Genomic DNA, 24,085 nt, shown 5'->3' on the forward strand with positions numbered 1-24,085 from the left:
CCTGATGAAGGTTATCGGCAGCCGCCACCGGGACTTGAGAACTTTCAGAACAGATTTTCGAGATCTGTGCTATAGGCTTTGCTGACCTTCTCACCCATTGATTTCAGCTGCTGAATCATGCTGGTGAGCTTGCGCGCGTAGTTTGGATCGGTGGCGTATCCCGCGTTTTGCAGCGCCTGCGCGCCCTGCTCCGGCGTGGCCGCCTGCGTGACGGCGGTATAGCGCGGGTTGCGGCTCAACAGCCCCACGTAATCCGACAATGCCTCAAGGTAAGAGCTGTAGACGCGGAATTTGGCTTTGACCTTCACCGCCGCACCGTTTTCATATTCGGTGGTGGTGATCTCCGTCGTCGGCCCTTTCCAGCTGGAGCTGGCCTTCACGCCAAAGATGTTAAAGCTCGGATCGCCGTTTTCCTTACGGATCTGTCGCTGACCCCAGCCCGACTCCAGCGCGGCCTGCGCCAGGATCAGGTGATGCGGCACACCGCTCTGCTCGCTGGCAAGGCGCGCGGGCAGCGAGAGCTGTGCCAGGAAGTCTTTGCTGTCGCCCGACAGCGGCTCGTCGCTGGCGGCCAACGTCTTGGGCATCGCTTTACGCACCATCTGCGTCAGCGCCTGATTCTGATAACTGGTCACCGTTTCAATGTCGAACTTCATCGGCACCTGCTGCGGCGCGTCCTCAGGCTGAATACCCTGTGCGGCTGCGGTCTGTTTAACAATCATGTCAGCCAGACCGAGGCCTTTTCCGGCGGTCATCTGCTGCGCAATCTGCTGGTCGTACATGCTGGTGTAGAGACGCGTAGAATCGCTGCTGAACATCCCGTCTTTCGGCAGGGTTTCACGCATGCTTTTTAGCATCATCTGCACGAACATCCCTTCCACCTGGCGGGCAACCGGGCGGATATTCGCCGCCGGGTCTTTGCCTGCTTTGGTTTTCAGGTCGTTGAGCGACTGGGCATCCCAGGCGGCACCGGTCAACAGCTTGCTATCGGTCAGCATTAGATGATTTCCAGTTTGGCACGCAGGCAGCCTGCGCTTTGCATTGATTGCAGAATGGACATCAAATCCATCGGCGTTGCGCCCAGGGCATTCAGGGCGCGGACCACGCTGTTGAGGTTGGCGCTGGAACGAACGCTTTGCAGCGAGCCGCCGCTCTGGCGCAAATCAATCTGCGTTTGCGGCGTCACCACCGTCTGGCCGCCGCCAAACGGCGTATCCGGCTGGCTCACGTTAGCGGAGCGGTTGACCGTCACGGACAGGTTACCCTGCGCCACGGCGCAGCTATCCAGAGACACTTCACGGTTCATCACCACCGACCCGGTACGCGAGTTGATGATCACTTTGGCATCCTGAAGCGCAACGTTAACTTCCATATTCTGGATATCCGCCAGCATGCGCACCTGGTTACTGCTGCCCGTAGACGTTCTGATTTGCACGGTACGGGCATCCAGCGCGGTAGCGCTGCCGTAGCCGCGGCTGCGGTTGATGGTGTCGGCAATTTGCTGCGCCATCGTGAAGTCTTCATTATTCAGCTGCAGGTTAATGGTGTTTCCCGAGCCGAACTGGGTTGGCAGCTCGCGTTCCACGATCGCGCCGTTGGTGATACGCCCGCCGTTCAGCTGGTTCACCTGCACGCTGCTTCCGCCCGCGGAAGCGCCTGCACCGCCCACCAGAATGTTCCCCTGGGCCAGCGCATAAACCTGGCTATCGACCCCTTTCAGCGGGGTCATCAGCAGCGTACCGCCGCGCAGGCTTTTGGCGTTCCCCATCGAGGAAACCACCACGTCAATGGTCTGCCCCTGACGCGCGAACGCCGGGAAGGAGGCGGTGACCATCACGGCCGCCACGTTTTTCAGCTGCATGTTAGTGCCCGTCGGTACGGTAATACCGAGCTGGGAAAGCATGTTATTTAAGCTCTGGGTGGTGAACGGCGTCTGGGTTGTCTGGTCACCCGTGCCGTCCAGCCCCACCACCAGGCCATAGCCGATCAGGGAGTTTTCACGTACGCCCTGCACGCTGGTGAGATCGCGGATGCGGTCAGCCTGAGCAACGGTTGCCACCAGAGACAGCGCCACGGCGAAGAGAAATTTAAACATAGGTCACCTCGCTTACATCGGCGATAAGTTAAGGAAGAAGCGCTGCAGCCAGCCCATATTTTGCGCTTCGTTAATGTAGCCGTTGCCGACGTACTCGATGCGCGCATCTGCCACCTGGGTGGACGGAACGGTGTTGGTACCGCTAATGGTGCGAGGATTAACCACGCCGGAGAAACGAATGAACTCCGTGCCCTGATTAATGGCGATCTGTTTTTCACCCACAACGTGCAGGTTGCCGTTAACCAGAACCTGGTCAACCGTGACCGTCAGCGTACCGCTGAAGGTATTGCTGGCGTTCGCGCCACCTTTTCCGTTAAAGGTATTGCCGCCAGAGGCATCCACATCCGCGCGCGCATTGCCGAACAGGCCCTGCAGATAACGAGGCACGGTGTCGAAGCCAAAATTGGTTTTGCCATCGCGGCTGGCGTTCGCCGACGAGCTCTTGCTCGCACTGACGTTTTCCTGCAGCACAATGGTCAGCGTATCGCCAACGTTACGCGGACGACGATCTTCAAACAGCGGCTGATAGCCGTAGTTAATCGGCTGCGCGGTCTGGAAAATAGAGCCGTTCACCACAGGCGCAGGGCCGGGAACGGGTTGGGCGGTAGTCGCACCCTCGACCAATGGTTTAGACGGGATCCAGGCACACCCGCTGAGGGTGACGGCCAGAACAGTCAGTATCGGATAACGAAACGCCGCGTTTTTTTGCATTGCCTTCATCTTCGAAAACAGGGAGCCGGCGCGGCGTTTACCGCGCCGGGCTACACCTTAGAGTTGCGTCAGTTTCTGCAGCATCTGGTCGGTCGTCGACACTGCTTTACTGTTAATTTCATACGCGCGCTGAACCTGGATCATATTCACCAGCTCTTCCGCTACGTTAACGTTAGAGGTTTCGACATAACCCTGGTACAGCAGACCCGCACCGTTCAGGCCCGGCGTACTTTCATTTGGCGTACCGGAGGATTGCGTTTCGGTGTAGAGGTTCTCACCAATGCTTTCCAGACCGGTATCGTTCATGAAGGTGGTCAGGTTGAGCTGTCCGACCTGAACCGGCGCGGCCTGCCCCTGCTGGGTCACGCTCACGATGCCGTCACGTCCAATGGTAATGCTCAGGGCGTTAGCCGGGATGGTGATCGCAGGCTGTACCTGGAAGCCGCCCGCCGTCACCAGCTGGCCGTTTTGATCCACCTGGAATGAACCGTCGCGGGTATAGGCAGAGGTGCCGTCAGGCAGCTGCACCTGAAAGAAACCCTGGCCTTTAATAGCAACGTCTTTGCTATTGTTGGTCTGAGACAGGTTGCCCTGGCTGTGCAGACGCTCGGTGGCTACCGGACGCACGCCGGTACCGATCTGCAGACCGGACGGCAGCGTCGTTTGCTCAGAAGACTGAGCACCCGGCTGGCGGATGGTTTGATAAAGCAAATCTTCGAAAACGGCACGCTGACGCTTGAAACCATTGGTGCTTACGTTTGCCAGGTTGTTGGCAATCACGTCCATGTTGGTTTGCTGTGCGTCCAGGCCGGTTTTCGCGATCCATAAAGAACTGATCATAAAGAGTCCTGTTAACTCATAGCCAGAAGTTGGTTAGCCTTGCTCGCGTTTTCATCCACGCTGCTGATAATTTTCATCTGCATTTCAAAACGACGCGCGCTGGCAATCATGTCGGTCATGGCTTCAACCGGTTTAACGTTACTGCCTTCCAGAACGCCCGACATCACGCGAATGCTCGGGTCAGCCTGTAACGTCGCGCCGCGGGTGGCCCGTGCGGTCTGGGTCAGGCGGAACATACCGTCATCGCCGCGCTGCACTTCACGGCCTTCCGCTTTGACCAGCTTCAGACGCCCGACGGGCGCAACGGTATTCGCCGGATCGCCCGGGTTCAACGCCGAGATAGTCCCGTCCGCAGCGATGGTCAGCTCCGACCCTTCAGGCACCGTCAGCGGACCGGCTTCGCCAATCACCGGATGGCCCTGAATCGTTAACTGCCCGGTGGCATCCACCTGGATATTACCGTTTCGGGTATAGCCTTCGCCGCCGTCAGCGGTTTGCACCGCCAGCCAGCCGTCCTGCTGCAGGGCAACGTCCAGCGGACGCGAGGTGTAATCCATCTGGCCTGGCGTCATGTCTGCACCCGGCGTAGAGGCCGTCACCAGCGTACGCGTTGGCAGCGAAAGCCCTTCTACCGGCACCGCACGCAGCGCATTAAGCTGCGCGCGGAAGCCAGGCGTAGAGGCGTTTGCCAGGTTGCTGGCCGTAACAGCCTGCTGATTGAGCGTCTGGCTTGCCGCGCCCATCGCTGTATATATTGCGTGATCCATTGCGCTTTCCCGTCAGCCGCTTAACGCAGGTTAACCAGCGTGTTAAGGATCTGGTCCTGAGTTTTGATGGTCTGCGCGTTCGACTGGTAGTTACGTTGCGCAACGATCATGTTCACCAGCTCTTTACTCAGGTCAACGTTTGAGGCTTCCAGCGCGCCGTTGGTCAGCGTACCGAAGTTACCGGATCCGGCGGTACCCAGCAGGGCAACACCCGAAGACTGGGTGGCAGACCAGACGTTATCGCCTTCGGACTGCAGGCCTTCGTTGTTGGCGAAGTTCGCCATCACGATCTGGCCCAGCACCTGAGTCTGTTCGTTGGAGTAGTTACCGACTACGGTGCCGTCGTCGTTGATCTGGTAGCTCACCAGGTCGCCCGGCTTATAGCCGTTCTGGGTGGTGCCCACCACGTTGTTGGCGCCGGTGTTCTGCTGCATAGAGTTCAGGAAGCTCAGATTGAACGTTGCAGGCGTTGCGCCGCTCACGGAGCCTGTAGTGATATTGATAGATGGGGTGGTGTTCGCGGTAGTGTCCAGAGACCAGGTTTCCGGCGTGGTGCCCTGTGCGATATAGTTATTCACACCTGACAGGTTACCGTTGCTGTCGAAGCTCATCTGCGCCGCTTTGCTGTAGCCGGAGTTGGCCACGCTGGAATCCTGAGTATACAGATCCCATTTGTTATCCGCGGTTTTGACATAGTAAACGTTCATATTATGTTCGTTACCCTGGCTGTCAAAGACCGTGACGGTGCCCTTCTTGTTGTAGCTGTCCGCATTGGTCGGATCAAACGCCACCGTCGGGATATCGTCCGTAGAGTTCAGGTTGATCTGCTGCGTTGCGGTGGTGGTCGACTTTGCCGCCATCAGCGTATTAGGAATGGTAATAGGCTGTGGGTTTGCACCCGTCTGCACCGATGGCGGCGTGCCCGCCACCGGATAGCCCGTCAGCTGCAGACCCTGCATGTTCACCAGGTTACGGTTTTCGTCCAGCTTGAACTGGCCGTTACGGCTGTAGAACACGGAACCGTTCGCATCGACCATACGGAAGAACCCGTTCTGGCTGATTGCAACGTCCAGGCCACGACCGGTATTGGTGGTGGTGCCGTCGGTAAAGTCCTGAGTGATGCCCGCGACTTTCACGCCCAGGCCGACTTTGGAACCGGCAAACATGTCTGCAAAAGAGGCAGAACCGGATTTGAAACCATAGGTCGCGGAGTTGGCGATGTTGTTGCCAATGACGTCCAGGTTGGTGGCCGCAGCATTCAGGCCGCTGACCGCTTGAGAAAAGGCCATGACTTACTCCTGATAAGTGTAAAGGCTTAGATAATCTGCCGAACTTCGTCGAGTGTGGTGGTACCGGAGGTACCCAAATCCAGCTTGTTGCCGTCGCTGCTTTTAATCACGCCCTGCACCAGCCCGAACTGCAGTGGCTGAGCCACCAGCTGGGTTGATCCGTTGCTGGCGCTGATAGCGACTTTGTAGGAACCGTTTGGCGCCGTCGTGCCATCGGTCATGCTGCCATCCCAGGTGAAGGTATGAACGCCCGCGCTCAGCTCACCGATATCAATGGTTCGCACAACGGCACCCGTGGAGTCGGTGATCGTCGCCGTCACCTTGTCCGCCGCCTGCTGCAGCTCAACGCCAAACGGCGTCGTTGACGTGGTCGTCGAGCCGTCGGTGGTGGTGCTGCCCGCCAGGACGGTTGTCCCTGGGATCATCACGCCATGGCCAATCAGGTTTGCAGCCTGCAGGGACTGGCTGTTGTCGATCTGGCCAGAAACAGAGCCGAGGGTGGTGTTGAGTTTCTCAATGCCGCTCACGGTGCTGATCTGCGCAAGCTGCGTCGTCAGCTCGTTGTTCTGCATCGGGTTGGTGGGATCCTGGTTTTTCAGCTGAGCCACCAGCAGCGTGAGGAAGCTGCTTTGCAGGTCGTTAGCGCTGCTGCCCGTCAGGGAGCTGCTCGAACTCGTGCCGGATACGCCCGTGCTGGACGTATCATTCATATTTACGGCGATGGACATGCGTGTCTCCTTTACTGGCCGAGAGTGAGTGTTTTGAGCATCATGCTCTTCACGGTATTAAGCACTTCGACGTTTGCCTGGTAGCTCCGGGAGGCAGACATGGAGTTGACCATCTCCCCCACCACATCCACGTTAGGCATTTTCACGTAACCGCTGGCATCCGCGAGCGGGTTACCGGGTTCGTACACCAGCTTGTCCGGTGCCTGGCTCTCAACCACGTCAGAGACTTTCACGCCGCCCGTCGCCGCGCCCGGCGCAGCATCGACCTGGAAAATCACCTGTTTTGCACGATACGGCTGCCCGTCAGGCCCGGTGACGCTGTCGGCGTTAGCCAGGTTACTGGCGGCAACGTTCAGACGCTTGGACTGTGCCGTTAACGCCGAACCGGCGATATCAAAAATATTCAGCAAAGCCATGGATTAGTTGCCCCCCTGAAGGACGGTCATCATGCCTTTAATTTGTCCGCCGAGTAGGGTCAGACCCGTCTGGTACTGCAGGCTGTTATCGGCAAACTGTGTGCGTTCCCGGTCCATATCCACGGTGTTACCGTCGAGGGATGGCTGGTCGGGAATACGGTAAAGCAGGTCGGTCGTTGGCGCGGTCATCGCCTGAGCGGGAATATGGCGAGAGGATGTCAGTGCCAGTGCAACACCCGTTCCTTCGGCACGTCCACGCTCCATCACTTTTTTAAGTTCACTGGAAAAATCAATATCGCGCGCCTGATACCCGGGGGTATCCGCGTTAGCGATATTGGCGGCTAAAATTTCCTGCCGCTGGGCGCGCAAGTTGAGCGCTTCCTGCTGAAAACGTAACGCGGCGTCGAGTTTATCGAGCATGTCTCCTCCGCTGATGGCAAAATTTCAGTTCACAGCTTAAATCTCAACCCGTCTCCCTTATCGACGGAATAAGCGCAAAATGCGTCGCTATTTATTGCGTTGATGCAAAACCACTACAGGTAGAATCCTCACCATTCTGGTAACGGTGGAACTTGCGATGCGGACGATGAAACGTGGCCTGGCGGCAACCTTGTTATTCTTAAGCCCTCTGGTTCAGGCCGAAGGCTTACAGGATCGGCTCACCGCTTTTTTTGCTCAGCAGCTGGAAGGCTTTAGCGATGACGTAAAAGTCACCGTACGCACGCCGCCGAATCTGTATCCCTCATGCGAACAACCTTCCTTTACCGTGACCGGCACGACAAAGCTGTGGGGCAACGTGAACGTGCTTGCGCGCTGCGCCAGTGAAAAACGCTATTTACAGGTTGCCGTTCAGGCAACGGGCAATTATGTTGTCGCCGCGGTTCCCGTCGCCCGGGGAAGCGTGCTGCAAAGCAATAGCGTGACGTTGAAGCGCGGCCGCCTCGATCAGCTTCCGCCCCGCACCATGCTCGATATTAACCAGGCGCAGGATGCCGTGAGCCTGCGCGATCTGGCGCCGGGCCAGGCCATCCAGCTCTCGATGCTGCGCCAGGCCTGGCGGGTAAAAGCGGGCCAGCAGGTGATGGTGGTGGCGAATGGAGAGGGCTTTAGTATTAACAGTGAAGGGAAAGCATTAAACAATGCCGCGGTGGCGCAAAATGCCCGCGTCAGGATGTCCTCAGGCCAGGTGGTGAGCGGCACCGTCAGCTCTGATGGGAATATTCTGATTAACCTATAATCTTTTTAAAGATTTGGCGGCGGCTGCCGATAAATATTCAACTAATGATGATGTCAGGCGCAAACGCCGCGAACCCTCGATGAGGACAACACTATGAGCATTGATCGTACATCAGCCCTGAAACCGGTTAGTACTGTACAACCTCGCGAAACGAATGACGTTCCAGTACAGAAAACGCGTCTCGAAAAACCGTCAACGGCCAACAGCACCAGCGTTACCCTGAGCGACGCTCAGTCTAAGCTGATGCAGCCGGGCAGCGGCGATATCAACATGGAACGTGTCGAAGCGCTGAAAACGGCAATTCGTAACGGCGAGCTGAAAATGGATACCAGCAAAATCGCTGACGCGCTGATTCAGGACGCGCAGAGTTTCTTACAGAGTAACTAACCGTATGAGTCGACTGTCAGAAATACTGGATCAAATGACGGTTGTCCTGAACGACCTGAAAACGGTAATGGATGCTGAACAACAGCACCTCTCTTCCGGTCAGATCAACGGCAGCGCACTGCAGCGTATTACGGAAGATAAAAGCTCGCTTCTGGCCACGCTGGATTATCTCGAGCAGCACCGACGCGCCGAGCAGGATCCAAAACCGGGTGCAAATGATGAGATTGTGGAACGCTGGCAGACGATTACAGAAAAAACCCAGCACCTGCGCGAACTCAATCAACACAACGGCTGGCTGCTTGAAGGACAGATAGTGCGTAACCAGCAGGCGCTTGAGGTGCTAAAACCTCATAAAGAGACGGGACTGTACGGAGCAGATGGTCAGACGGCTACTGCGCGTATTACCGGCGGGAAAAAGATTTCGATTTGAAGCAGTAGCGGCAAATCATAAAGCGGGGAGCACCGTCAGGTGAACTCCCCTTTTGTCGTTTATGCCGTACGGCGGGCAAACTCTTTAACCTTAAAGCCCAGCACCGCAAGCGTGGCGAAGTAAGCCACAACCCCTACCGCGACCACGGCCATCAGGCGCATCAGGCGGTACGGCATTGTTCCCAGCGACCACTCAGGCATCACGTACAGCATGCCAACCAGCGCCGCTGCCATCACCAGAACGGCAATCACCAGGCGCACCAGAAAACGCGTCCAGCCCGGCTGCGGGGTGAAAATGTCCTGCTTGCGCAGCTGCCAGTACAGCAGGCTGGCGTTCAGGCACGCTGCAAGGCCAATCGACAGCGACAGCCCGGCGTGCTTCAGCGGACCGATAAACGCCAGGTTCATCACCTGGGTCAGGATCAGCGTGACGATAGCGATCTTAACCGGCGTCCTGATGTCCTGACGAGAATAGAACCCCGGCGCCAGCACCTTAACGACTATCAGCCCCATGAGCCCGACGGAGTAAGCGACCAGCGCTCGCTGCGTCATTGCCGCATCGAAGGCGGTAAATTTGCCGTACTGGAAGAGTGAAACGGTCAGCGGTTTTGCCAGAATACCCAGCGCCACCGCGCTTGGCAGGGCAAGAAGGAAGCAGAGACGTAAACCCCAGTCCATCAACCGGCAGTATTCATCATGATTACCGCTGGCGAAGCTTTTGGACAGCGACGGCAGCAGGATCGTACCCAGCGCCACGCCCAGGACCCCGGACGGAAACTCCATCAGGCGATCGGCGTAGTACATCCACGATACCGAACCCGATACCAGGAACGAGGCAAAGATGGTGTTGATGATTAGCGATATCTGGCTGACGGAGACCCCGAGGATCGCCGGTCCCATCTGCTTAATCACGCGCATTGCACCGGCATCTTTAAAATTGACGCGCGGCAGCACCAGCATGCCGATTTTTTTGAGGTGCGGCAGCTGGTAGGCCAGCTGAAGCACGCCGCCCACGGTCACCGCCCACGCCAGCGCCAGCACCGGCGGGTTGAAATGCGGCGCGGCGAACAGGGCAAAGCCGATCATGCTAACGTTCAGGAAGGTTGGCGCAAACGCCGGAACGGAGAAGCGGTTCCAGGTGTTCAGGATCGCTCCCACCAGCGAGGCCAGTGAGATCAGCAGGATATAGGGAAAGGTAATGCGCAGAAGCTGAGAGGTGAGCGCAAATTTGTCTGCCGTATCCGCAAAGCCGGGCGCAGTGACCATAATCACCCACGGCGCGGCCAGCATCCCGACAACGGTCACGATCGCCAGCGCCAGCGTCAGTAACCCTGAAACGTAGGAAACGAACACGCGAGTGGCATCTTCACCCTGCTTGCTTTTATATTCGGCAAGGATAGGCACAAACGCCTGCGAAAACGCCCCTTCTGCAAAAATTCGGCGCAGCAGGTTCGGCAGTTTGAACGCGACGAAAAAGGCGTCCGTTGCCATCCCCGCGCCAAAAACCCTCGCCACAATCGCATCGCGCGCGAAGCCGAGCACGCGGGAAAACATGGTCATCGAGCTGACGGCTGCCAGCGATTTTAATAAGTTCATTAACGTGAAGTTCCACAACCCAACGGATTAGTCGGCCGGGTATGCGTAAGCGCCACCCGGCGAAGCCAACAAGCGGCGCTTAGTCTAACTGGATTTCAACAAATTACTATCCGCAGATGTTACAGCGGGTTATTCGCTCATGGCCTCTCGCCACAGCCTTTCGACAATGCGCTGCGCCATAATCGCCTGCTCGCCGGCCGTTTCCGGAACCGTCTGATTTTGCACGCATGTGATGAAGTGACGCGCGCATCCGGCAAACCCACGCTGCTCGAGCGTACTCTGCCAGCCCGGTGCGGGTATCGTCACCACGCCGCTGCCCTTCTCTTCCCGCCATTCGCGCATATCGGTAATGTCATACAGCGCGCCGTCCGTTACCGCCTGGACAGATTCACGCTGGCTGCCTGCCCGACGATGCATGCTGGTGGTCACCTGCAGATGGTCAACCGCGAAATGGTGTTCGGCATAAACCATCTCACCCAGATCGTTGGTCATCAGCGTGCCGCTTTTTAGCTGTGCATTGCCGTTGGTCAGCCACAGCGCGGTATCAACAACGTGCAGATAGTCATCCAGCAGCGTGAACCGTAAATCGTTCGGCCCAATGCTGTCGGTGCGGTGCTTATCCATCCGCAGCGAGGCCAGCGCGCCCGGCTGGGCTTTTAACTGCTGATAGAGCGGGGCAAAACGACGGTTGAATCCCACCATCAGCGTCAGGTTTTTGCGCGCCGCAAGCTCGATCAGACGTTCGGCGTCCAGGACGTTTTCCGCCAGCGGCTTATCCACGCAGACGTGAACGCCGGCGTTCAGCAATTCGCTCACCACCTGATAATGGGTTGCGGTCGAGGTATGCACGAAGACCGCATCGCACTCCCGGGCTAAGTCCTGCAGCGAGCTGGCATACGGCATCCGCCAGGTTTCGCAAATACGCTCCGCCTTCTCGCGCGTCGGCGACCACGCCCCCTGCAGCGTCCAGCCTGACGCTGCACCCAACACGGGCAGCCAAGCTTTTTGCGCAATGCCGCCCAGCCCCACCACGCCTACGCGTAATTTTGTCACGGTTAGTCTCCCAAATGTGCCAGCAGTGCGTCCAGACGCTGTTTCAGCCCGGCGACCTCTTCTTCCAGCGCCTCAACGCGTGCGGCCAGGCCGCCATTCCCCTCAGCCGGCTCGGACTCATCGGCCAGTGCGGCCGCATCAACGTCGCCGCTAAACAAATGCATATAGCGGCTTTCGCGTTTCCCCGGCTCGCGCGCCAGGCGCACCGCGTAGGGCCCGTCTTCACGCGAGGCGAGCCCCTCAAGCGTGTGTTCAACCTCCTGCATGTCGCGAAACTCATGCATACGGGAAGCACGCGTTCGCAGCTCACCCGGGGTCTGCGCCCCGCGAAGCAGCAGCGTGGTGACGACCGCAACCTCCGCGGCGCTCAGTTTCAAATCCCCGAACTCAGAGTTACAAAAGCGCTGCTCATATTTGGTAACGCGGTTTCCGAAACCGCTGACGGTGCGCAGGTAGTGGCGCTTGACCAGCTCATCAAGACACGCCTGCACCTCACGATCGGTCAGGTTCATCACCGGTTCACGGTTGGTTTTTTGGTTACAGGCCATGGTCACGGCATTCACAGAGAGCGGGTATTGCTCCGGCGTGGTGACCTGTTTTTCCAGCAAACATCCAATGACACGCGCTTCTGTACCGCTTAGCTGATATTTCATCTTTTCTCCTTAACGACCTGCAGTCCAGTCCCGGGTGGTTAATGCCGTGAGAACATGATCGCGCCACTCGCCGTCAATCAGCAGGTAGTCTTTGGCATAGCCCTCTTTTTCGAACCCTAACCGCGCCAGCAGGTCGCCACTGCGATTATTATGGGGCATGTAGTTCGCCATAATGCGATGGATGTGCTGCGTGCGCTGCATATAGCGGATTGCCGCCGTCAGGGCCTCAAACATCAGCCCTTGTCCCTGCCACTTCTGCCCGATTGAATAACCGAGGTAGCAGGCGTGAAACGAGCCGCGCACCACGTTCGAAAAATTGGCAATGCCGAGGATCTCTTTTTCTTCCGGATCCAGCAGCGCAAAATAGAAGGCGCTGCCCTGCTTGTGAAATTCTGCGATCATGCCGAGGCGCGCCTGCCAGCCGGAGGGGTAGCAGTGGCTCTCGTCCCGAACGGGTTCCCAGGGTTTTAAAAACTGGCGATTCTCAGCGTAATAATCCGCCAGCCGCCAGGCATCACGCTCGTGCACCAGACGAACGACCAGCCTGTCCGTTGTCAGACGCACTTTTGGCACATTGCTGCGATAGCCAAACATCGATACCACTCCTTCCCGTCGCTTCAGCTCAACCCATTAGCTTTACTATACCTGCGCCTGCGCCGTCTGTGAAAACAGTGACATACCATTTTCACCTCTTTTCACATTTTTCGATGAGAACTCTCTATCAAAGCACCCTTTTGATAAAAAAATATTGTCACGGGCAGGGGTGGGAAAAAGCGTGGCGACACCGCAGAATGTTAGCGTGCTCACCTTCTATTTTCCCTGGAGGGAAAATGTCCCGCGTATCACAGGCCAGGAGCCTGGGTAAATATTTCCTGCTCGTCGATAACATGCTGGTCGTGCTCGGCTTTTTCGTCGTTTTCCCGCTTATCTCGATTCGCTTTGTCGACGAAATGGGCTGGGCGGCATTAATGGTCGGGATCGCGCTCGGTTTACGCCAGTTTGTCCAGCAGGGGCTGGGGGTATTTGGCGGTGCCATTGCAGACCGCTTTGGCGCCAAACCGATGATTGTCATTGGCATGCTGTTACGCGCGGCGGGTTTTGCCACCATGGCTATCGCCCACGAACCCTGGGTGCTGTGGTTCTCCTGCTTCCTTTCCGGCATCGGCGGTACGCTGTTTGACCCGCCGCGTACCGCGCTGGTGGTCAAGCTGATTCGCCCGCGGCAACGCGGCCGCTTCTTCTCGCTTCTGATGATGCAGGACAGCGCCGGGGCGGTTGTCGGCGCACTGCTGGGAAGCTGGCTCTTACAGTACGACTTCCGCCTGGTCTGCGCGACCGGCGCCGCGATCTTCATGCTGTGCGCGCTGTTTAACGGCCTGTATCTGCCCGCCTGGAAGCTGTCGACGGTAAAAGCGCCGGTTCGCGAAGGCCTTAACCGCGTCCTGCAGGATAAGCGCTTCGTAACCTATGTACTCACCCTGACGGGCTACTACATGCTGGCGGTTCAGGTCATGCTGATGCTGCCGATCATGGTGAATGACATTGCGGGCACGCCCGCCGCCGTCAAATGGATGTATGCCATTGAGGCGTGTCTTTCGCTGACCCTGCTCTACCCGATTGCCCGCTGGAGCGAACGGCGCTTTCGCCTTGAGCATCGCCTGATGGCAGGGCTGTTGCTGATGACGCTGAGCATGATGCCTATCGGCCTGGTGAATTCGCTGCAACAGCTGTTCATGCTGATTTGCACCTTCTACATCGGCTCAATTATCGCCGAGCCCGCGCGCGAGACGCTGAGCGCGTCGCTGGCCGATTCGCGAGCCCGCGGCAGCTACATGGGCTTTAGCCGGCTCGGGCTGGCGCTCGGCGGCGCGTTAGGCTACGCCGGCGGCGGCTGGCTGTTCGACGCCGGAAAGGCGCTGAATCAACCCGAACTGCCGTGGATGATGCTCGGCGCGGTCGGTTTTATGACGCTCATCGCCCTGTGGTGGCAATTCAGCCAGAAGCGCAGCACGCGCGGCATGCTCGAGCCTGGCGCATAACCCTTCCTCTCTGGCGGGAAGGTTTTCCCGCCTCTAGTATCAGTTTTTTCTGCTGGTTTCTGACATATCACACTGACATACTGGGGCATCAGGACAGATGCGCCGATTTTTGTTGAGGAACACCATGAAGAAGATCGTCATTGCCGCTGCGTTAATCGTCAGTGGTCTGCTGGTTGGCTGTAATCAGCTTACCCAATACACCGTCAGTGAGCAGGAAATCAATCAGGCGCTGGAAAAACATAACAACTTTTCCAAAGACATCGGCGTGCCCGGGCTTGCCGACGCGCATATCATCCTCAGCAATCTCGCCAGCCAGATTGGTCGTGAAGAGCCGAACAAAGTTACCCTTTCCGGTGATGCCAGCCTGGACATGACGTCGTTATTCGGCAACCAAAAAGCCGATATCAAACTTAAGCTGAAGGCGCTGCCGGTCTTCAACAAAGAGAAAGGGGCGATTTTCCTGCAGGAAATGGAAATCGTCGATGCGGTTGTCACCCCGGAAAAAATGAAGCCGGTGCTGCAAACCCTGATGCCATATCTGAACCAGTCGCTGCGTAACTACTTCAACCAGCAGCCGGCGTATGTCCTCAGCGAAGACAAGAGCAAGGGCGAAGCGCTCGCGAAAAAATATGCCAAAGGGATAGAAGTGAAGCCGGGTCAGATCGTTATCCCCTTCACCGATTAACCTGTAAGGGCGCTCAGGCGCCCTTTTTTTTGCAGAAAAGTGTGCAAACGAAAACGTTTACGCTTATGATTTGTGTCCGGCAAAAACAGCCATCTTATGACTGAACTCTTTCAAGCCGGAGCTTCCATGACTGCACAATCCCAGGTTCTTAAAATCCGCCGCCCTGACGACTGGCATATCCATCTGCGTGATGGTGATATGCTGAAAACCGTCGTGCCCTATACCAGCGAAATTTATGGCCGCGCGATTGTTATGCCTAACCTGGTTCCGCCAGTCACCACCGTCGATGCCGCCATCGCGTACCGCCAGCGTATTCTTGACGCCGTCCCTGCCGGACACGACTTTACCCCGTTGATGACCTGCTATCTGACGGACTCCCTGGATCCGAACGAAGTGGAACGCGGGTTTAACGAAGGCGTATTCACCGCGGCGAAACTCTACCCCGCGAATGCCACTACCAACTCCAGCCATGGCGTGACCAGCATCGACGCCATCATGCCGGTTCTGGAAAGGATGCAGAAACTGGGCATGCCGCTGCTGGTGCACGGGGAAGTGACCCACGCCGAGATTGATATCTTCGACCGCGAAGCGCGCTTTATCGAAACGGTTATGGAACCGCTGCGCCAGCGTCTGCCCGCCCTGAAAGTGGTGTTTGAACACATCACCACCAAAGATGCCGCTGAATATGTCCGGGACGGTAACGAACTTATCGCTGCCACCATCACCCCTCAGCACCTGATGTTCAACCGCAACCACATGCTGGTCGGCGGCGTGCGCCCTCACCTGTACTGCCTGCCGATACTCAAGCGCAATATCCACCAGCAGGCCCTGCGTGAGCTGGTGGCCAGCGGTTTTTCTCGCGCATTCCTGGGGACTGACTCAGCCCCGCACGCGCGTCATCGTAAGGAAGCCAGCTGCGGCTGTGCGGGCTGCTTTAACGCGCCAACTGCGCTGGCAAGCTACGCCACCGTGTTTGAAGACATGAATGCGCTTGAGCACTTCGAGGCCTTCTGTTCCCTTAACGGCCCGCGTTTCTATGGGCTGCCGGTTAACGATGGCGTCATTGAGCTGGAGCGAAAAGCGCGTTTGGTTGAAGAGTCGATTCCGCTGACCGATGACACCCTCATCCCCTTCCTGGCAGGTGAAACCGTGAACTGGACGGTAAAGCGCTAAAAAAACACAATGCCCCTTATTGTCAAAACCACAATATACCTGTATAAATACACAGTACATTACACAGGGGGGCATTTATGCGTATTGAAGTCACCGTAGCCAAAACAACCGTATTGCCAGCTGGCGCACTTGATGCGCTGGCGGGTGAGTTATCGCGCCGTATTCATGACACCTTTCCAGACAACAGCAGTGCCGTAACCGTGCGTTACGCGTCAGCAAACAACGTCTCCGTCATTGGCGGCGCGAAAGAAGACAAAGATCGTATCACCGACATCCTGCAGGAAACGTGGGAAAGCGCCGACGACTGGTTCATCACCGATTAAATCTTGCTCCCTCATTGTGTTTTTTGCCGGGTCGCCCCGGCTTTTTTTGTTATGTTCTCGCCTGAAAGTTCAAATTAATTCAGCATCTTCTTAGAAAATCGTGAACAAGATGGTGTTTTATTGTTCTAATAATCCTAAAAGACAGAAAAATGTGTTGCCAGCTGTTTATTTTTTCCTGTGAAACCCTTATTACTTGTATACTGAAGATGCTTTCAGAAAAACATGCATTGAACCTCAAAGCCGTTGTCTTCTAACACGCATTAAGGGGGTTATAATGGAAAAGAATAGTGAAGTCATCCAGACCCACCCGCTCGTCGGCTGGGATATCAGTACCGTAGATAGCTACGATGCGCTGATGCTGCGTTTGCACTACCAGACCCCGAATCAACTCAACCGTGAAGAAGCGGAAGTTGGACAGACGCTGTGGCTTACGACAGACGTCGCTCGCCAGTTTATTTCTATTTTAGAGGCAGGTATTGCAAAAATAGAATCCGGCGACTATCAAGAAAATGAGTATAAACGGCATTGATTTCATGCCCACTTTTCACTCAACAGGCACCCCTCGGGTGCCTTATTTATTTCTCCCTTGTATAACCCTCCGATGTTAATTACCCTGCTAGCAAAGTATTAATCTACGAGATGCCCATGAAATACGACTTAATCATTATTGGTAGCGGCTCCGTTGGTTCTGCCGCCGGTTATTATGCGACGCAGGCGGGCCTTAACGTCCTGATGATTGACGCCCACCTCCCACCGCATGCGGAAGGCAGCCACCACGGTGATACCCGGCTGATCCGCCATGCCTATGGTGAAGGCGAGCGCTACGTCCCGCTGGTGCTGCGCGCGCAGACGTTGTGGGACGAGCTGGCCACGCTTACCGAAGAGCGCATTTTTGACCGCACGGGCATTATCAACCTGGGCCCCGCCAGCTCGGCATTCCTGGCCACCGTAGAGCAGAGCGCGAAACAATTTAACCTTGATGTCGAACGCCTGGACGCACGCGGCATCATGCAACGCTGGCCTGAAATCACGGTCCCGGAGAATTATATCGGGCTGTTTGAAGCCAACTCTGGGGTTCTGCATTGCGAAACGGCCATTAAAACCTGGGTAGCGCTGGCGGCGAAAGCAGGCTGTGCCCAGCTCTTCAATTGCCCGGTAAGCGGCATCACCCATCATGCCGACGGCGTCACCGTCACCACGGCTGACGGGGACTATACCGCGTCCCGCCTGCTGATAAGCGCGGGAACCTGGGTTACCAAGCTCCTCCCGGACCTGCCCGTTCAGCCGGTGCGGAAAGTCTTCTCCTGGTTCCAGTCTGACGGGCGCTACAGCAGCCAGAACAAATTCCCGGCCTTCACCGGCGAGCTGCCCAACGGCGATCAGTTCTACGGTTTCCCGTCGGAAAAAGACGCGCTTAAAATCGGCAAACATAACGGCGGGCAAATCATCTCTTCTCCTGAGGATCGCAAGCCGTTTGGCGAGTGCGCTCAGGATGGCTCCGAGGCGTTTTCGTTCTTACGCAATATTCTGCCGGGCGTGGGAGGGTTGCTCTACGGTGCTGCCTGCACGTACGACAACACGCCGGATGAGGACTTTATCGTCGATACCCTGCCGGGACACGACAACACCCTGCTTATTACCGGACTGAGCGGTCACGGTTTTAAATTTGCCTCCGTGCTGGGCGAAATCGCCGCGCAGTTTGCTCAGGGCATCACGCCGCAGTTTGATCTGACGCCCTTCTCGCTTTCGCGTTTTAAAGGATAATACAAAACAGGCTCCGGATGTCCGGAGCCTGTTTGTTACAGGGTGAATGATGCGCAGGATCGTCGATTTTCTAATCAATAATATTCGCGAGCATTTTATGCTTTATATCCTTTTATGGTCCCTGCTGGTGGTCATCGATTTTCTTTATATTGTGTTTTATTGACCTTGACCGCTGACAATTACTGACATTACTTTATATTTGTTTAATTTCCCCTTGTCTGGTTAATGTCTTAAATCTTTAGTTGGACGACCTCACTGAAATACATTCCCTTAACACCGTCAAATTTGCTGAAATAAATTAAATAAAAATGCTTATGCACTTATTTCAGTTGCAATATTTATTCATCCCGTTCATTTTTACCGTTCTCATTATTGATAATGGTAACACCTATGCAATTGCGTAATTCCGCCAACCGCTACGGAATAATATCCATGACGTTGCACTGGGTATTTGCCCTCGCGGTTTATGCCATGTTCGGGCTCGGGCTTTGGATGGTGACATTAAGCTATTATGACGGGTGGTATCACCAAGCGCCTGAATTGCATAAAAGCATTGGTGTCCTGCTGATGATGGGGCTGGTGGTTCGGCTTATCTGGCGACACATTTCCCCGCCGCCACCGGCACCGAAAACCCACGGCAAACTGACGCGCCTTGGCGCAACCGGCGCGCACATCGCGCTGTACGCTCTGCTTTTCGCCATTCTGATTAGCGGCTACCTCATTTCTACTGCGGACGGTAAGCCGATCGACGTCTTTGGCCTGTTCGAGGTCCCCGCTACGCTGGCCGATGCCGGCTCACAGGCCGACACCGCGGGGGTTATTCACCTGTGGCTGGCGTGGAGCGTTGTGATCCTCTCCGTTCTTCACGGGCTTGCCGCGCTTAAACACCACTTTATCGATAAAGACGATACGCTAAAGCGCATGCTTGGCCGAACGTCTACTGACTCTGGAGTATTAAAATGAAAAAACGCCTGCTGGGTATCGCCTTAGGTTCACTGTTATTCACCACCGGCTCTGCTGTTGCCGCTGATTATAAAATTGATAAAGAAGGCCAGCATGCCTTCGTCAATTTCCGTATTCAGCACCTTGGCTATAGCTGGCTGTACGGCACCTTCAAGGATTTTGACGGTACGTTTAGCTTTGATGAGAAAAACCCGGCCTCCGATAAGGTAAATGTCACCATTAATACCAACAGCGTGGATACCAATCACGCCGAGCGTGACAAACACTTGCGCAGCGCCGAGTTTTTGAATGTGTCTAAATTCCCACAGGCGACATTCGCGTCAACAGGCGTGAAAAAAGATGGCGATAAGCTGGATATTACCGGGAACCTGACGCTTAATGGCGTCACCAAACCCGTTACCCTCGATGCAAAACTGATCGGCCAGGGTGATGACCCATGGGGTGGTAAACGCGCGGGCTTCGAGGCCACGGGCAAAATTCATCTTAAAGATTTCAACATTACGACGGATTTAGGCCCGGCGTCGCAGGACGTGGAGCTGGTTATTTCTGTGGAAGGGGTTCAGCAGAAGTCGTAATACCTAATCCCGGCAGGCTTTGGCACTGCCGGGATTAATCATTACTCAGGGTCAGGAATGCCCAGCGTGGTATTCAGTCGGCCACGAGATTTATTAAAGATTTTATTCCCGTTTTCACGACCCGCGCGACGGCGGCGCTGTTCTTCTTCCGGCAATACGCTCTCTTCACTGCACAGCTCGCTACAGCATCCATTATATTTCTCAGCGCAGGTCGGGCACTGAATAAACAGCAGATGGCAGCCATCATTCTTGCAGTTGGTATGGGTATCGCACGGCGCACCGCACTGGTGGCAGTGAGAAATCACATCGTCTGAAATACGCTCGCCCATACGCTCGTCAAAAACAAAGTTTTTACCAATAAAGCGAACCGGCAGCCCTTGCTCACGGGCGCGGCGTGCATATTCGATGATGCCGCCTTCAATATGCCAGACTTTATTAAAGCCGTTGTGCTTCATCCACGCGCTGGCCTTTTCACAGCGGATCCCGCCGGTGCAGTACATAACGATTTTTTTATCTTTATGTTCCTGCATCATCTCAACCGCTTTCGGCAGCTGCTCGCGGAAGGTGTCTGCCGGGATTTCCATCGCGTTCTCGAAGTGCCCCACTTCGTATTCGTAGTGGTTACGCATGTCGATGAACACCGCATCAGGGTCGTCAAGCATGGCGTTCACTTCGGCGGCTTTGAGGTATTCCCCCACGTCGCCCGCATTAAAGCTCGGATCGTCAATCCCGTCGGCCACGATGCGCTCGCGCACCTTCATGCGCAGCACCCAGAATGATTTCCCGTCATCGTCGAGGGCGATATTCAGGCGCACATCGTTAAGTGCCGGATCGAAACCGTAGAGAAAATCGCGAAATGCGCTGACGTTGCTTTCCGGGACGCTAATCTGGGCATTAATGCCCTCACGCGCGAGATACACGCGGCCAAAGACATTCAGGGCTGTGAAGGCCTGGTAAAGCGCATCACGGGTCGCCTGCGGATCGTTAATCGTGAAGTATTTATAGAATGAGATTGTCGTGCGCGGTTCGGTTTCAGCTAACATACGCGCTTTCAACATCTCATTCGATACGCGGTTGTGTAACACTGGCATGGTGTACAAGTCCTGCAATCAAGTGAGAGAAACAAAAAACGGTCGGCATCATATAGCAAACAAAGCTAATTTACATCCACACATTTTACGCTACATTTCACACTGCCTGATTTAGCAGGCTTAACATTTGCTGTATTCGTGCACGTTTCGATGACAGACATTTTGGCTACGACTCAAAAAATGAGACAATAGCCATTCAGGACGTTAGAACACAGGACAGACATGACCCAGTTACCGAAATTTACTGCCGCCCTCTTGCACCCCCGCTATTGGTTAACCTGGACAGGTGTTGGTTTTTTGTGGCTTCTCGTACAGCTCCCCTATCCTGTTTTGTTCCGCCTGGGAAAAGCCCTGGGGCGTATCGCTCTGCAGTTAATGAAACGCCGCGCTAAGATTGCTTACCGCAATCTTGAGCTCTGCTTTCCTCATATGAGCGAGCCAGAACGTCGCGATATGGTGGTAAAGAATTTCGAATCCGTTGGCATGGGGCTGATTGAGACGGGGATGGCATGGTTCTGGTCAAATAAGCGCATGACGCGCTGGACGGAAGTGGCGGGAACGGGCATGGAGCCTGTCCACACGCTTCAGGCGAATAAGACCGGCGTACTGCTGATTGGCATCCATTTCCTCACGCTTGAAATCGGCGCGCGTATGTTCGGCATGCAGGCACCGGGCATTGGTGTCTATCGCCCGAATGATAACCCGGTGATTGATTTGCTGCAGACCTGGGGCCGCATGCGCTCCAATAAGAGCATGATCGATCGAAAAGATTTAAAGGGCATGATCCGCGCCCTGAAATCAGGCGAAGTCATTTGGTATGCCCCGGACCACGATTACGGCCGACAGGCCAGCGTATTTGTGCCTTTCTTTGCGGTTGACGAGGCGGCAACCACCTCGGGCACCTGGATGCTGGCACGGATGTCCAAAGCCGCCATCGTGCCTTTTGTTCCGCGCCGCAAACCGGACGGTTCGGGCTATCAGCTGATTATGCTCGAACCCGAAATGACGCCACCGCTCGATGACGCAGAAACCACCGCGCGCTGGATGAACGGGGTTGTCGAGAAATGCATTATGCTCGCACCAGAACAGTACATGTGGCTGCACCGTCGCTTTAAAACCCGGCCTGAAGGCGTCCCTTCTCGCTACTGATCCTCATGCGGCCCGGCGGGCCGCATGCTGTTTTAGCTTTAAAAGCTCCCCCTCATTGCGGCAATCATAACCCAGGCGCATAATTAGCAGGCTTATTACCTCACGAATTCTGGTGCCCTGCGCCACATGATGCGGAATGTTATGTCACCCTCAGATGCCCCCATAAACTGGAAGCGTAACCTCGCGGTTGCCTGGCTCGGCTGTTTTCTCACCGGCGCCGCTTTTAGCCTGGTTATGCCTTTTCTGCCCCTCTACATTGAACAGCTGGGGGTCACGGGCCACAGTGAACTGAATATGTGGTCCGGGCTGGTGTTCAGTATCACCTTTCTTTTTTCTGCCATTGCATCGCCGTTCTGGGGTGGGCTCGCCGATCGGAAAGGTCGCAAAATCATGCTGCTGCGATCGGCGCTCGGGATGTCCATCATCATGCTGCTCATGGGGATGGCGCAAAACGTCTGGCAATTCCTGATCCTGCGCGCGCTGCTCGGGCTGCTGGGCGGCTTTATTCCCAATGCTAATGCGCTGATTGCCACGCAGATGCCGCGTCATAAAAGCGGCTGGGCGCTGGGTACCCTCTCAACGGGCGGCGTCAGCGGCGCCCTGCTGGGGCCGCTGGCGGGTGGGCTGCTGGCCGACAGCTACGGCCTGCGTCCGGTCTTTTTCATCACCGCCAGCGTGCTGTTCCTCTGTTTCATCGTGACGCTTATCTGCATCCGGGAGAACTTCACGCCTGTGGCAAAAAAAGAGATGCTGCACGCCAGAGAGGTGCTTGCCTCGTTGAAAAACCCCAGGCTGGTGCTGAGCCTGTTCGTCACCACCATGATTATTCAGGTCGCGACCGGTTCCATTGCCCCCATCCTGACGCTGTACGTGCGCGAGCTGGCCGAAAACGTCAGCAATATTGCCTTCATCAGCGGGCTTATTGCGTCCGTTCCCGGCGTGGCCGCGTTGCTGAGCGCGCCCCGGCTCGGAAAGCTGGGCGATCGGGTTGGCCCGGAGAAGATCCTGATCTTTGCACTTGCGGTCTCGGTCCTGCTGTTGATTCCGATGTCGATGGTGCAAACGCCGTGGCAGCTGGGCCTGCTGCGCTTTTTGCTGGGAGCTGCGGACGGCGCACTGCTTCCGGCGGTGCAAACGCTGCTGGTGTACAACTCCACCAACCAGATTGCCGGGCGTATCTTCAGCTACAACCAGTCGTTCCGCGATATTGGCAACGTGACGGGGCCGCTCGTCGGAGCAGGTATTTCCGCCAGCTTTGGTTTCCGCGCGGTCTTTATCGTCACCGCTGGCGTGGTCCTGTTTAACGCCATCTACTCCTGGGTGAGTTTATCCCGAACATTACGCACCGCGACGGATAAGACGAACGCCTGACGGCTTATTTCCGCATTCATACTTGCAATACCGGAGAATCAGCTATTCTTTCCCTGAATACCTTATCGAAAAACAGGGAGACACCGATGACCATGTACGCCACGCTGGAAGAAGCGATTAATGCCGCTCGCGAAGAGTTCCTCGCCGATAATCCGGGCATTGAGGAAGAAGATGCTGACGTGCAGCAGCTCAATATCCAAAAGTATGTCCTGCAGGACGGGGATATTATGTGGCAGGCCGAATTCTTTGCCGACGACGGTGAAGACGGGGAGTGTCTGCCGATATTGAGCGGTGAAGGTGCGCAGGCCGTCTTCGACGGCGATTATGATGAAATTGAGCTACGTCAGGAATGGCAGGAAGAGAATACCCTGCACGAGTGGGATGAGGGGGAATTTCAGCTTGAACCGCCGCTGGATACGGAAGAAGGCCAGACCGCAGCGGACGAGTGGGACGAGCGTTAAGCCCCCCTACTCGTAAGGGCCGTGACTGGCGTCGACAGGCAGTAAAAGCGTGTCGAAGATCAGCGAGAATGGCAGGTCGAGCACGGTCAGGTAGCGCCACGCAGAATCACGGACGTCCCACTTCACGCCGGGATAGTACTGATTTCCGTGGCCCTGCCCGGGAATAGTGCGGCTGATGATGCTGCCGCAGCCGCTCAGTAAACATGCCATCATTACAATGATGATTATTCTCATGAGTAACCTCAAAAAAATACCGGCCTTTCAGCCGGTATTTTAGTTGGCGGGTCGCG

General features: G+C 56.0%; 30 protein-coding genes. 15 read left to right on the forward strand and 15 right to left on the reverse strand.

What is annotated here, in order from left to right:
• Positions 1 to 44: 44 nt before the first annotated feature.
• From flgJ to flgB, 9 genes are read right to left on the reverse strand one after another with little or no spacing between them, the layout of a single operon-like run.
• Positions 45 to 998 carry a flagellar assembly peptidoglycan hydrolase FlgJ gene (gene flgJ / locus D5067_RS14145; RefSeq protein WP_119934682.1) on the reverse strand — a complete coding sequence of 318 codons (954 nt, stop codon included), beginning with the start codon at positions 996 to 998 and terminating at the stop codon, positions 45 to 47.
• On the reverse strand, positions 998 to 2,095 hold the full coding sequence (locus D5067_RS14150; RefSeq protein WP_119934683.1) for a flagellar basal body P-ring protein FlgI: 1,098 nt from the start codon (positions 2,093 to 2,095) through the stop codon (positions 998 to 1,000). The genes flgJ and D5067_RS14150 overlap by 1 nt, the downstream gene beginning before the upstream one ends.
• A 12-nt stretch (positions 2,096 to 2,107) precedes the next feature.
• Complete coding sequence (flgH, locus tag D5067_RS14155) at positions 2,108 to 2,806, reverse strand: flagellar basal body L-ring protein FlgH (protein WP_119934684.1); 699 nt, start codon at positions 2,804 to 2,806, stop codon at positions 2,108 to 2,110.
• 57 nt (positions 2,807 to 2,863) lie between these two features.
• The gene (gene flgG, locus D5067_RS14160; protein WP_000625853.1) at positions 2,864 to 3,646 is read right to left on the reverse strand and encodes a flagellar basal-body rod protein FlgG; all 783 of its coding nucleotides are present in this window, start codon (positions 3,644 to 3,646) and stop codon (positions 2,864 to 2,866) included.
• A gap of 11 nt (positions 3,647 to 3,657) precedes the next feature.
• Positions 3,658 to 4,413, reverse strand: coding sequence for a flagellar basal body rod protein FlgF (locus D5067_RS14165; RefSeq protein WP_119934685.1), 756 nt, complete (start codon positions 4,411 to 4,413; stop codon positions 3,658 to 3,660).
• Between the two features lie 20 nt (positions 4,414 to 4,433).
• The gene (gene flgE, locus D5067_RS14170; protein WP_119934686.1) at positions 4,434 to 5,702 is read right to left on the reverse strand and encodes a flagellar hook protein FlgE; all 1,269 of its coding nucleotides are present in this window, start codon (positions 5,700 to 5,702) and stop codon (positions 4,434 to 4,436) included.
• 26 nt (positions 5,703 to 5,728) lie between these two features.
• Entirely contained in the window at positions 5,729 to 6,430 is a 702-nt protein-coding gene (gene flgD / locus D5067_RS14175; RefSeq protein WP_119934687.1) for a flagellar hook assembly protein FlgD, read from the reverse strand.
• A gap of 11 nt (positions 6,431 to 6,441) precedes the next feature.
• Positions 6,442 to 6,846, reverse strand: a complete 405-nt coding sequence (flgC, locus tag D5067_RS14180; protein WP_119934688.1) for a flagellar basal body rod protein FlgC — start codon at positions 6,844 to 6,846, stop codon at positions 6,442 to 6,444.
• Positions 6,847 to 6,849: 3 nt separating this feature from the next.
• On the reverse strand, positions 6,850 to 7,266 hold the full coding sequence (gene flgB, locus D5067_RS14185; RefSeq protein ID WP_010429643.1) for a flagellar basal body rod protein FlgB: 417 nt from the start codon (positions 7,264 to 7,266) through the stop codon (positions 6,850 to 6,852).
• Between the two features lie 157 nt (positions 7,267 to 7,423).
• On the opposite strand from flgB, the gene flgA reads away from it, so the two are divergent.
• The 3 genes from flgA (at position 7,424) to flgN (ending at position 8,900) form a co-directional block, all read left to right on the forward strand.
• Complete coding sequence (gene flgA, locus D5067_RS14190) at positions 7,424 to 8,083, forward strand: flagellar basal body P-ring formation chaperone FlgA (RefSeq protein ID WP_119934689.1); 660 nt, start codon at positions 7,424 to 7,426, stop codon at positions 8,081 to 8,083.
• Between the two features lie 93 nt (positions 8,084 to 8,176).
• Entirely contained in the window at positions 8,177 to 8,470 is a 294-nt protein-coding gene (gene flgM, locus D5067_RS14195) for a flagellar biosynthesis anti-sigma factor FlgM (protein ID WP_119934690.1), read from the forward strand.
• A gap of 4 nt (positions 8,471 to 8,474) precedes the next feature.
• The gene (gene flgN / locus D5067_RS14200) at positions 8,475 to 8,900 is read left to right on the forward strand and encodes a flagella biosynthesis chaperone FlgN (RefSeq protein WP_119934691.1); all 426 of its coding nucleotides are present in this window, start codon (positions 8,475 to 8,477) and stop codon (positions 8,898 to 8,900) included.
• A 59-nt stretch (positions 8,901 to 8,959) separates the two neighbouring features.
• Here the strand turns inward: flgN and murJ are convergent, their stop codons facing one another.
• From murJ to rimJ, 4 genes are all read right to left on the reverse strand, one after another.
• Positions 8,960 to 10,495, reverse strand: a complete 1,536-nt coding sequence (murJ, locus tag D5067_RS14205) for a murein biosynthesis integral membrane protein MurJ (protein WP_119934692.1) — start codon at positions 10,493 to 10,495, stop codon at positions 8,960 to 8,962.
• 129 nt (positions 10,496 to 10,624) lie between these two features.
• Positions 10,625 to 11,548, reverse strand: a complete 924-nt coding sequence (locus D5067_RS14210) for a Gfo/Idh/MocA family protein (RefSeq protein WP_119934693.1) — start codon at positions 11,546 to 11,548, stop codon at positions 10,625 to 10,627.
• A 2-nt stretch (positions 11,549 to 11,550) separates the two neighbouring features.
• Positions 11,551 to 12,201, reverse strand: a complete 651-nt coding sequence (locus D5067_RS14215) for a YceH family protein (protein WP_119934694.1) — start codon at positions 12,199 to 12,201, stop codon at positions 11,551 to 11,553.
• Positions 12,202 to 12,210: 9 nt separating this feature from the next.
• Positions 12,211 to 12,795, reverse strand: a complete 585-nt coding sequence (gene rimJ / locus D5067_RS14220) for a ribosomal protein S5-alanine N-acetyltransferase (protein WP_119934695.1) — start codon at positions 12,793 to 12,795, stop codon at positions 12,211 to 12,213.
• A 236-nt stretch (positions 12,796 to 13,031) separates the two neighbouring features.
• Between rimJ and mdtH the strand changes: the two genes are divergently transcribed.
• The 9 genes from mdtH to D5067_RS14265 all read left to right on the forward strand — a co-directional run bounded on the left by mdtH (position 13,032) and on the right by D5067_RS14265 (position 19,723).
• Entirely contained in the window at positions 13,032 to 14,240 is a 1,209-nt protein-coding gene (mdtH, locus tag D5067_RS14225; RefSeq protein ID WP_119934696.1) for a multidrug efflux MFS transporter MdtH, read from the forward strand.
• 124 nt (positions 14,241 to 14,364) lie between these two features.
• Positions 14,365 to 14,925 (forward strand): lipoprotein, encoded by a 561-nt coding sequence (locus D5067_RS14230; RefSeq protein WP_119934697.1) that lies wholly within the window; start codon positions 14,365 to 14,367, stop codon positions 14,923 to 14,925.
• A 126-nt stretch (positions 14,926 to 15,051) separates the two neighbouring features.
• Positions 15,052 to 16,098 carry a dihydroorotase gene (pyrC, locus tag D5067_RS14235; protein WP_119934698.1) on the forward strand — a complete coding sequence of 349 codons (1,047 nt, stop codon included), beginning with the start codon at positions 15,052 to 15,054 and terminating at the stop codon, positions 16,096 to 16,098.
• Positions 16,099 to 16,175: 77 nt separating this feature from the next.
• Positions 16,176 to 16,421 carry a DNA damage-inducible protein I gene (gene dinI, locus D5067_RS14240; protein ID WP_119934699.1) on the forward strand — a complete coding sequence of 82 codons (246 nt, stop codon included), beginning with the start codon at positions 16,176 to 16,178 and terminating at the stop codon, positions 16,419 to 16,421.
• Between the two features lie 274 nt (positions 16,422 to 16,695).
• Positions 16,696 to 16,950, forward strand: coding sequence for a biofilm formation regulator BssS (gene bssS, locus D5067_RS14245; RefSeq protein ID WP_008500827.1), 255 nt, complete (start codon positions 16,696 to 16,698; stop codon positions 16,948 to 16,950).
• 116 nt (positions 16,951 to 17,066) lie between these two features.
• A complete protein-coding gene (gene solA, locus D5067_RS14250; protein WP_119934700.1) occupies positions 17,067 to 18,185 on the forward strand; it encodes an N-methyl-L-tryptophan oxidase in 1,119 nt (372 codons plus the stop codon).
• A gap of 49 nt (positions 18,186 to 18,234) precedes the next feature.
• Positions 18,235 to 18,348: a YceO family protein gene (locus D5067_RS14255; RefSeq protein ID WP_119934701.1), complete on the forward strand. Its 114-nt coding sequence runs from the start codon at positions 18,235 to 18,237 to the stop codon at positions 18,346 to 18,348.
• 227 nt (positions 18,349 to 18,575) lie between these two features.
• Entirely contained in the window at positions 18,576 to 19,148 is a 573-nt protein-coding gene (locus D5067_RS14260; protein ID WP_119934702.1) for a cytochrome b, read from the forward strand.
• Positions 19,145 to 19,723, forward strand: a complete 579-nt coding sequence (locus D5067_RS14265) for a YceI family protein (RefSeq protein WP_119934703.1) — start codon at positions 19,145 to 19,147, stop codon at positions 19,721 to 19,723. Before D5067_RS14260 ends, D5067_RS14265 begins: the two co-directional genes overlap by 4 nt.
• Before the next feature lie 41 nt (positions 19,724 to 19,764).
• Here D5067_RS14265 and trhO read toward each other — a convergent pair whose 3' ends face one another.
• Positions 19,765 to 20,814: an oxygen-dependent tRNA uridine(34) hydroxylase TrhO gene (trhO, locus tag D5067_RS14270; protein ID WP_119934704.1), complete on the reverse strand. Its 1,050-nt coding sequence runs from the start codon at positions 20,812 to 20,814 to the stop codon at positions 19,765 to 19,767.
• A gap of 222 nt (positions 20,815 to 21,036) precedes the next feature.
• Here trhO and D5067_RS14275 point away from each other — a divergent pair, with 222 nt between their 5' ends.
• From D5067_RS14275 to D5067_RS14285, 3 genes are all read left to right on the forward strand, one after another.
• Positions 21,037 to 21,963, forward strand: a complete 927-nt coding sequence (locus D5067_RS14275) for a Kdo(2)-lipid IV(A) acyltransferase (RefSeq protein ID WP_119934705.1) — start codon at positions 21,037 to 21,039, stop codon at positions 21,961 to 21,963.
• 141 nt (positions 21,964 to 22,104) lie between these two features.
• Positions 22,105 to 23,334 (forward strand): multidrug efflux MFS transporter MdtG, encoded by a 1,230-nt coding sequence (mdtG, locus tag D5067_RS14280; RefSeq protein ID WP_119934706.1) that lies wholly within the window; start codon positions 22,105 to 22,107, stop codon positions 23,332 to 23,334.
• Between the two features lie 86 nt (positions 23,335 to 23,420).
• Complete coding sequence (locus D5067_RS14285; protein ID WP_119934707.1) at positions 23,421 to 23,795, forward strand: MysB family protein; 375 nt, start codon at positions 23,421 to 23,423, stop codon at positions 23,793 to 23,795.
• Between the two features lie 6 nt (positions 23,796 to 23,801).
• On the opposite strand, the gene D5067_RS14290 is transcribed toward D5067_RS14285, so the two are convergent.
• On the reverse strand, positions 23,802 to 24,029 hold the full coding sequence (locus D5067_RS14290) for a YceK/YidQ family lipoprotein (RefSeq protein ID WP_119934708.1): 228 nt from the start codon (positions 24,027 to 24,029) through the stop codon (positions 23,802 to 23,804).
• Positions 24,030 to 24,085 lie beyond the last annotated feature (56 nt).

It is taken from the genome of Enterobacter huaxiensis, assembly GCF_003594935.2.
GTDB classification, from domain to species: Bacteria; Pseudomonadota; Gammaproteobacteria; order Enterobacterales; family Enterobacteriaceae; genus Enterobacter; species Enterobacter huaxiensis.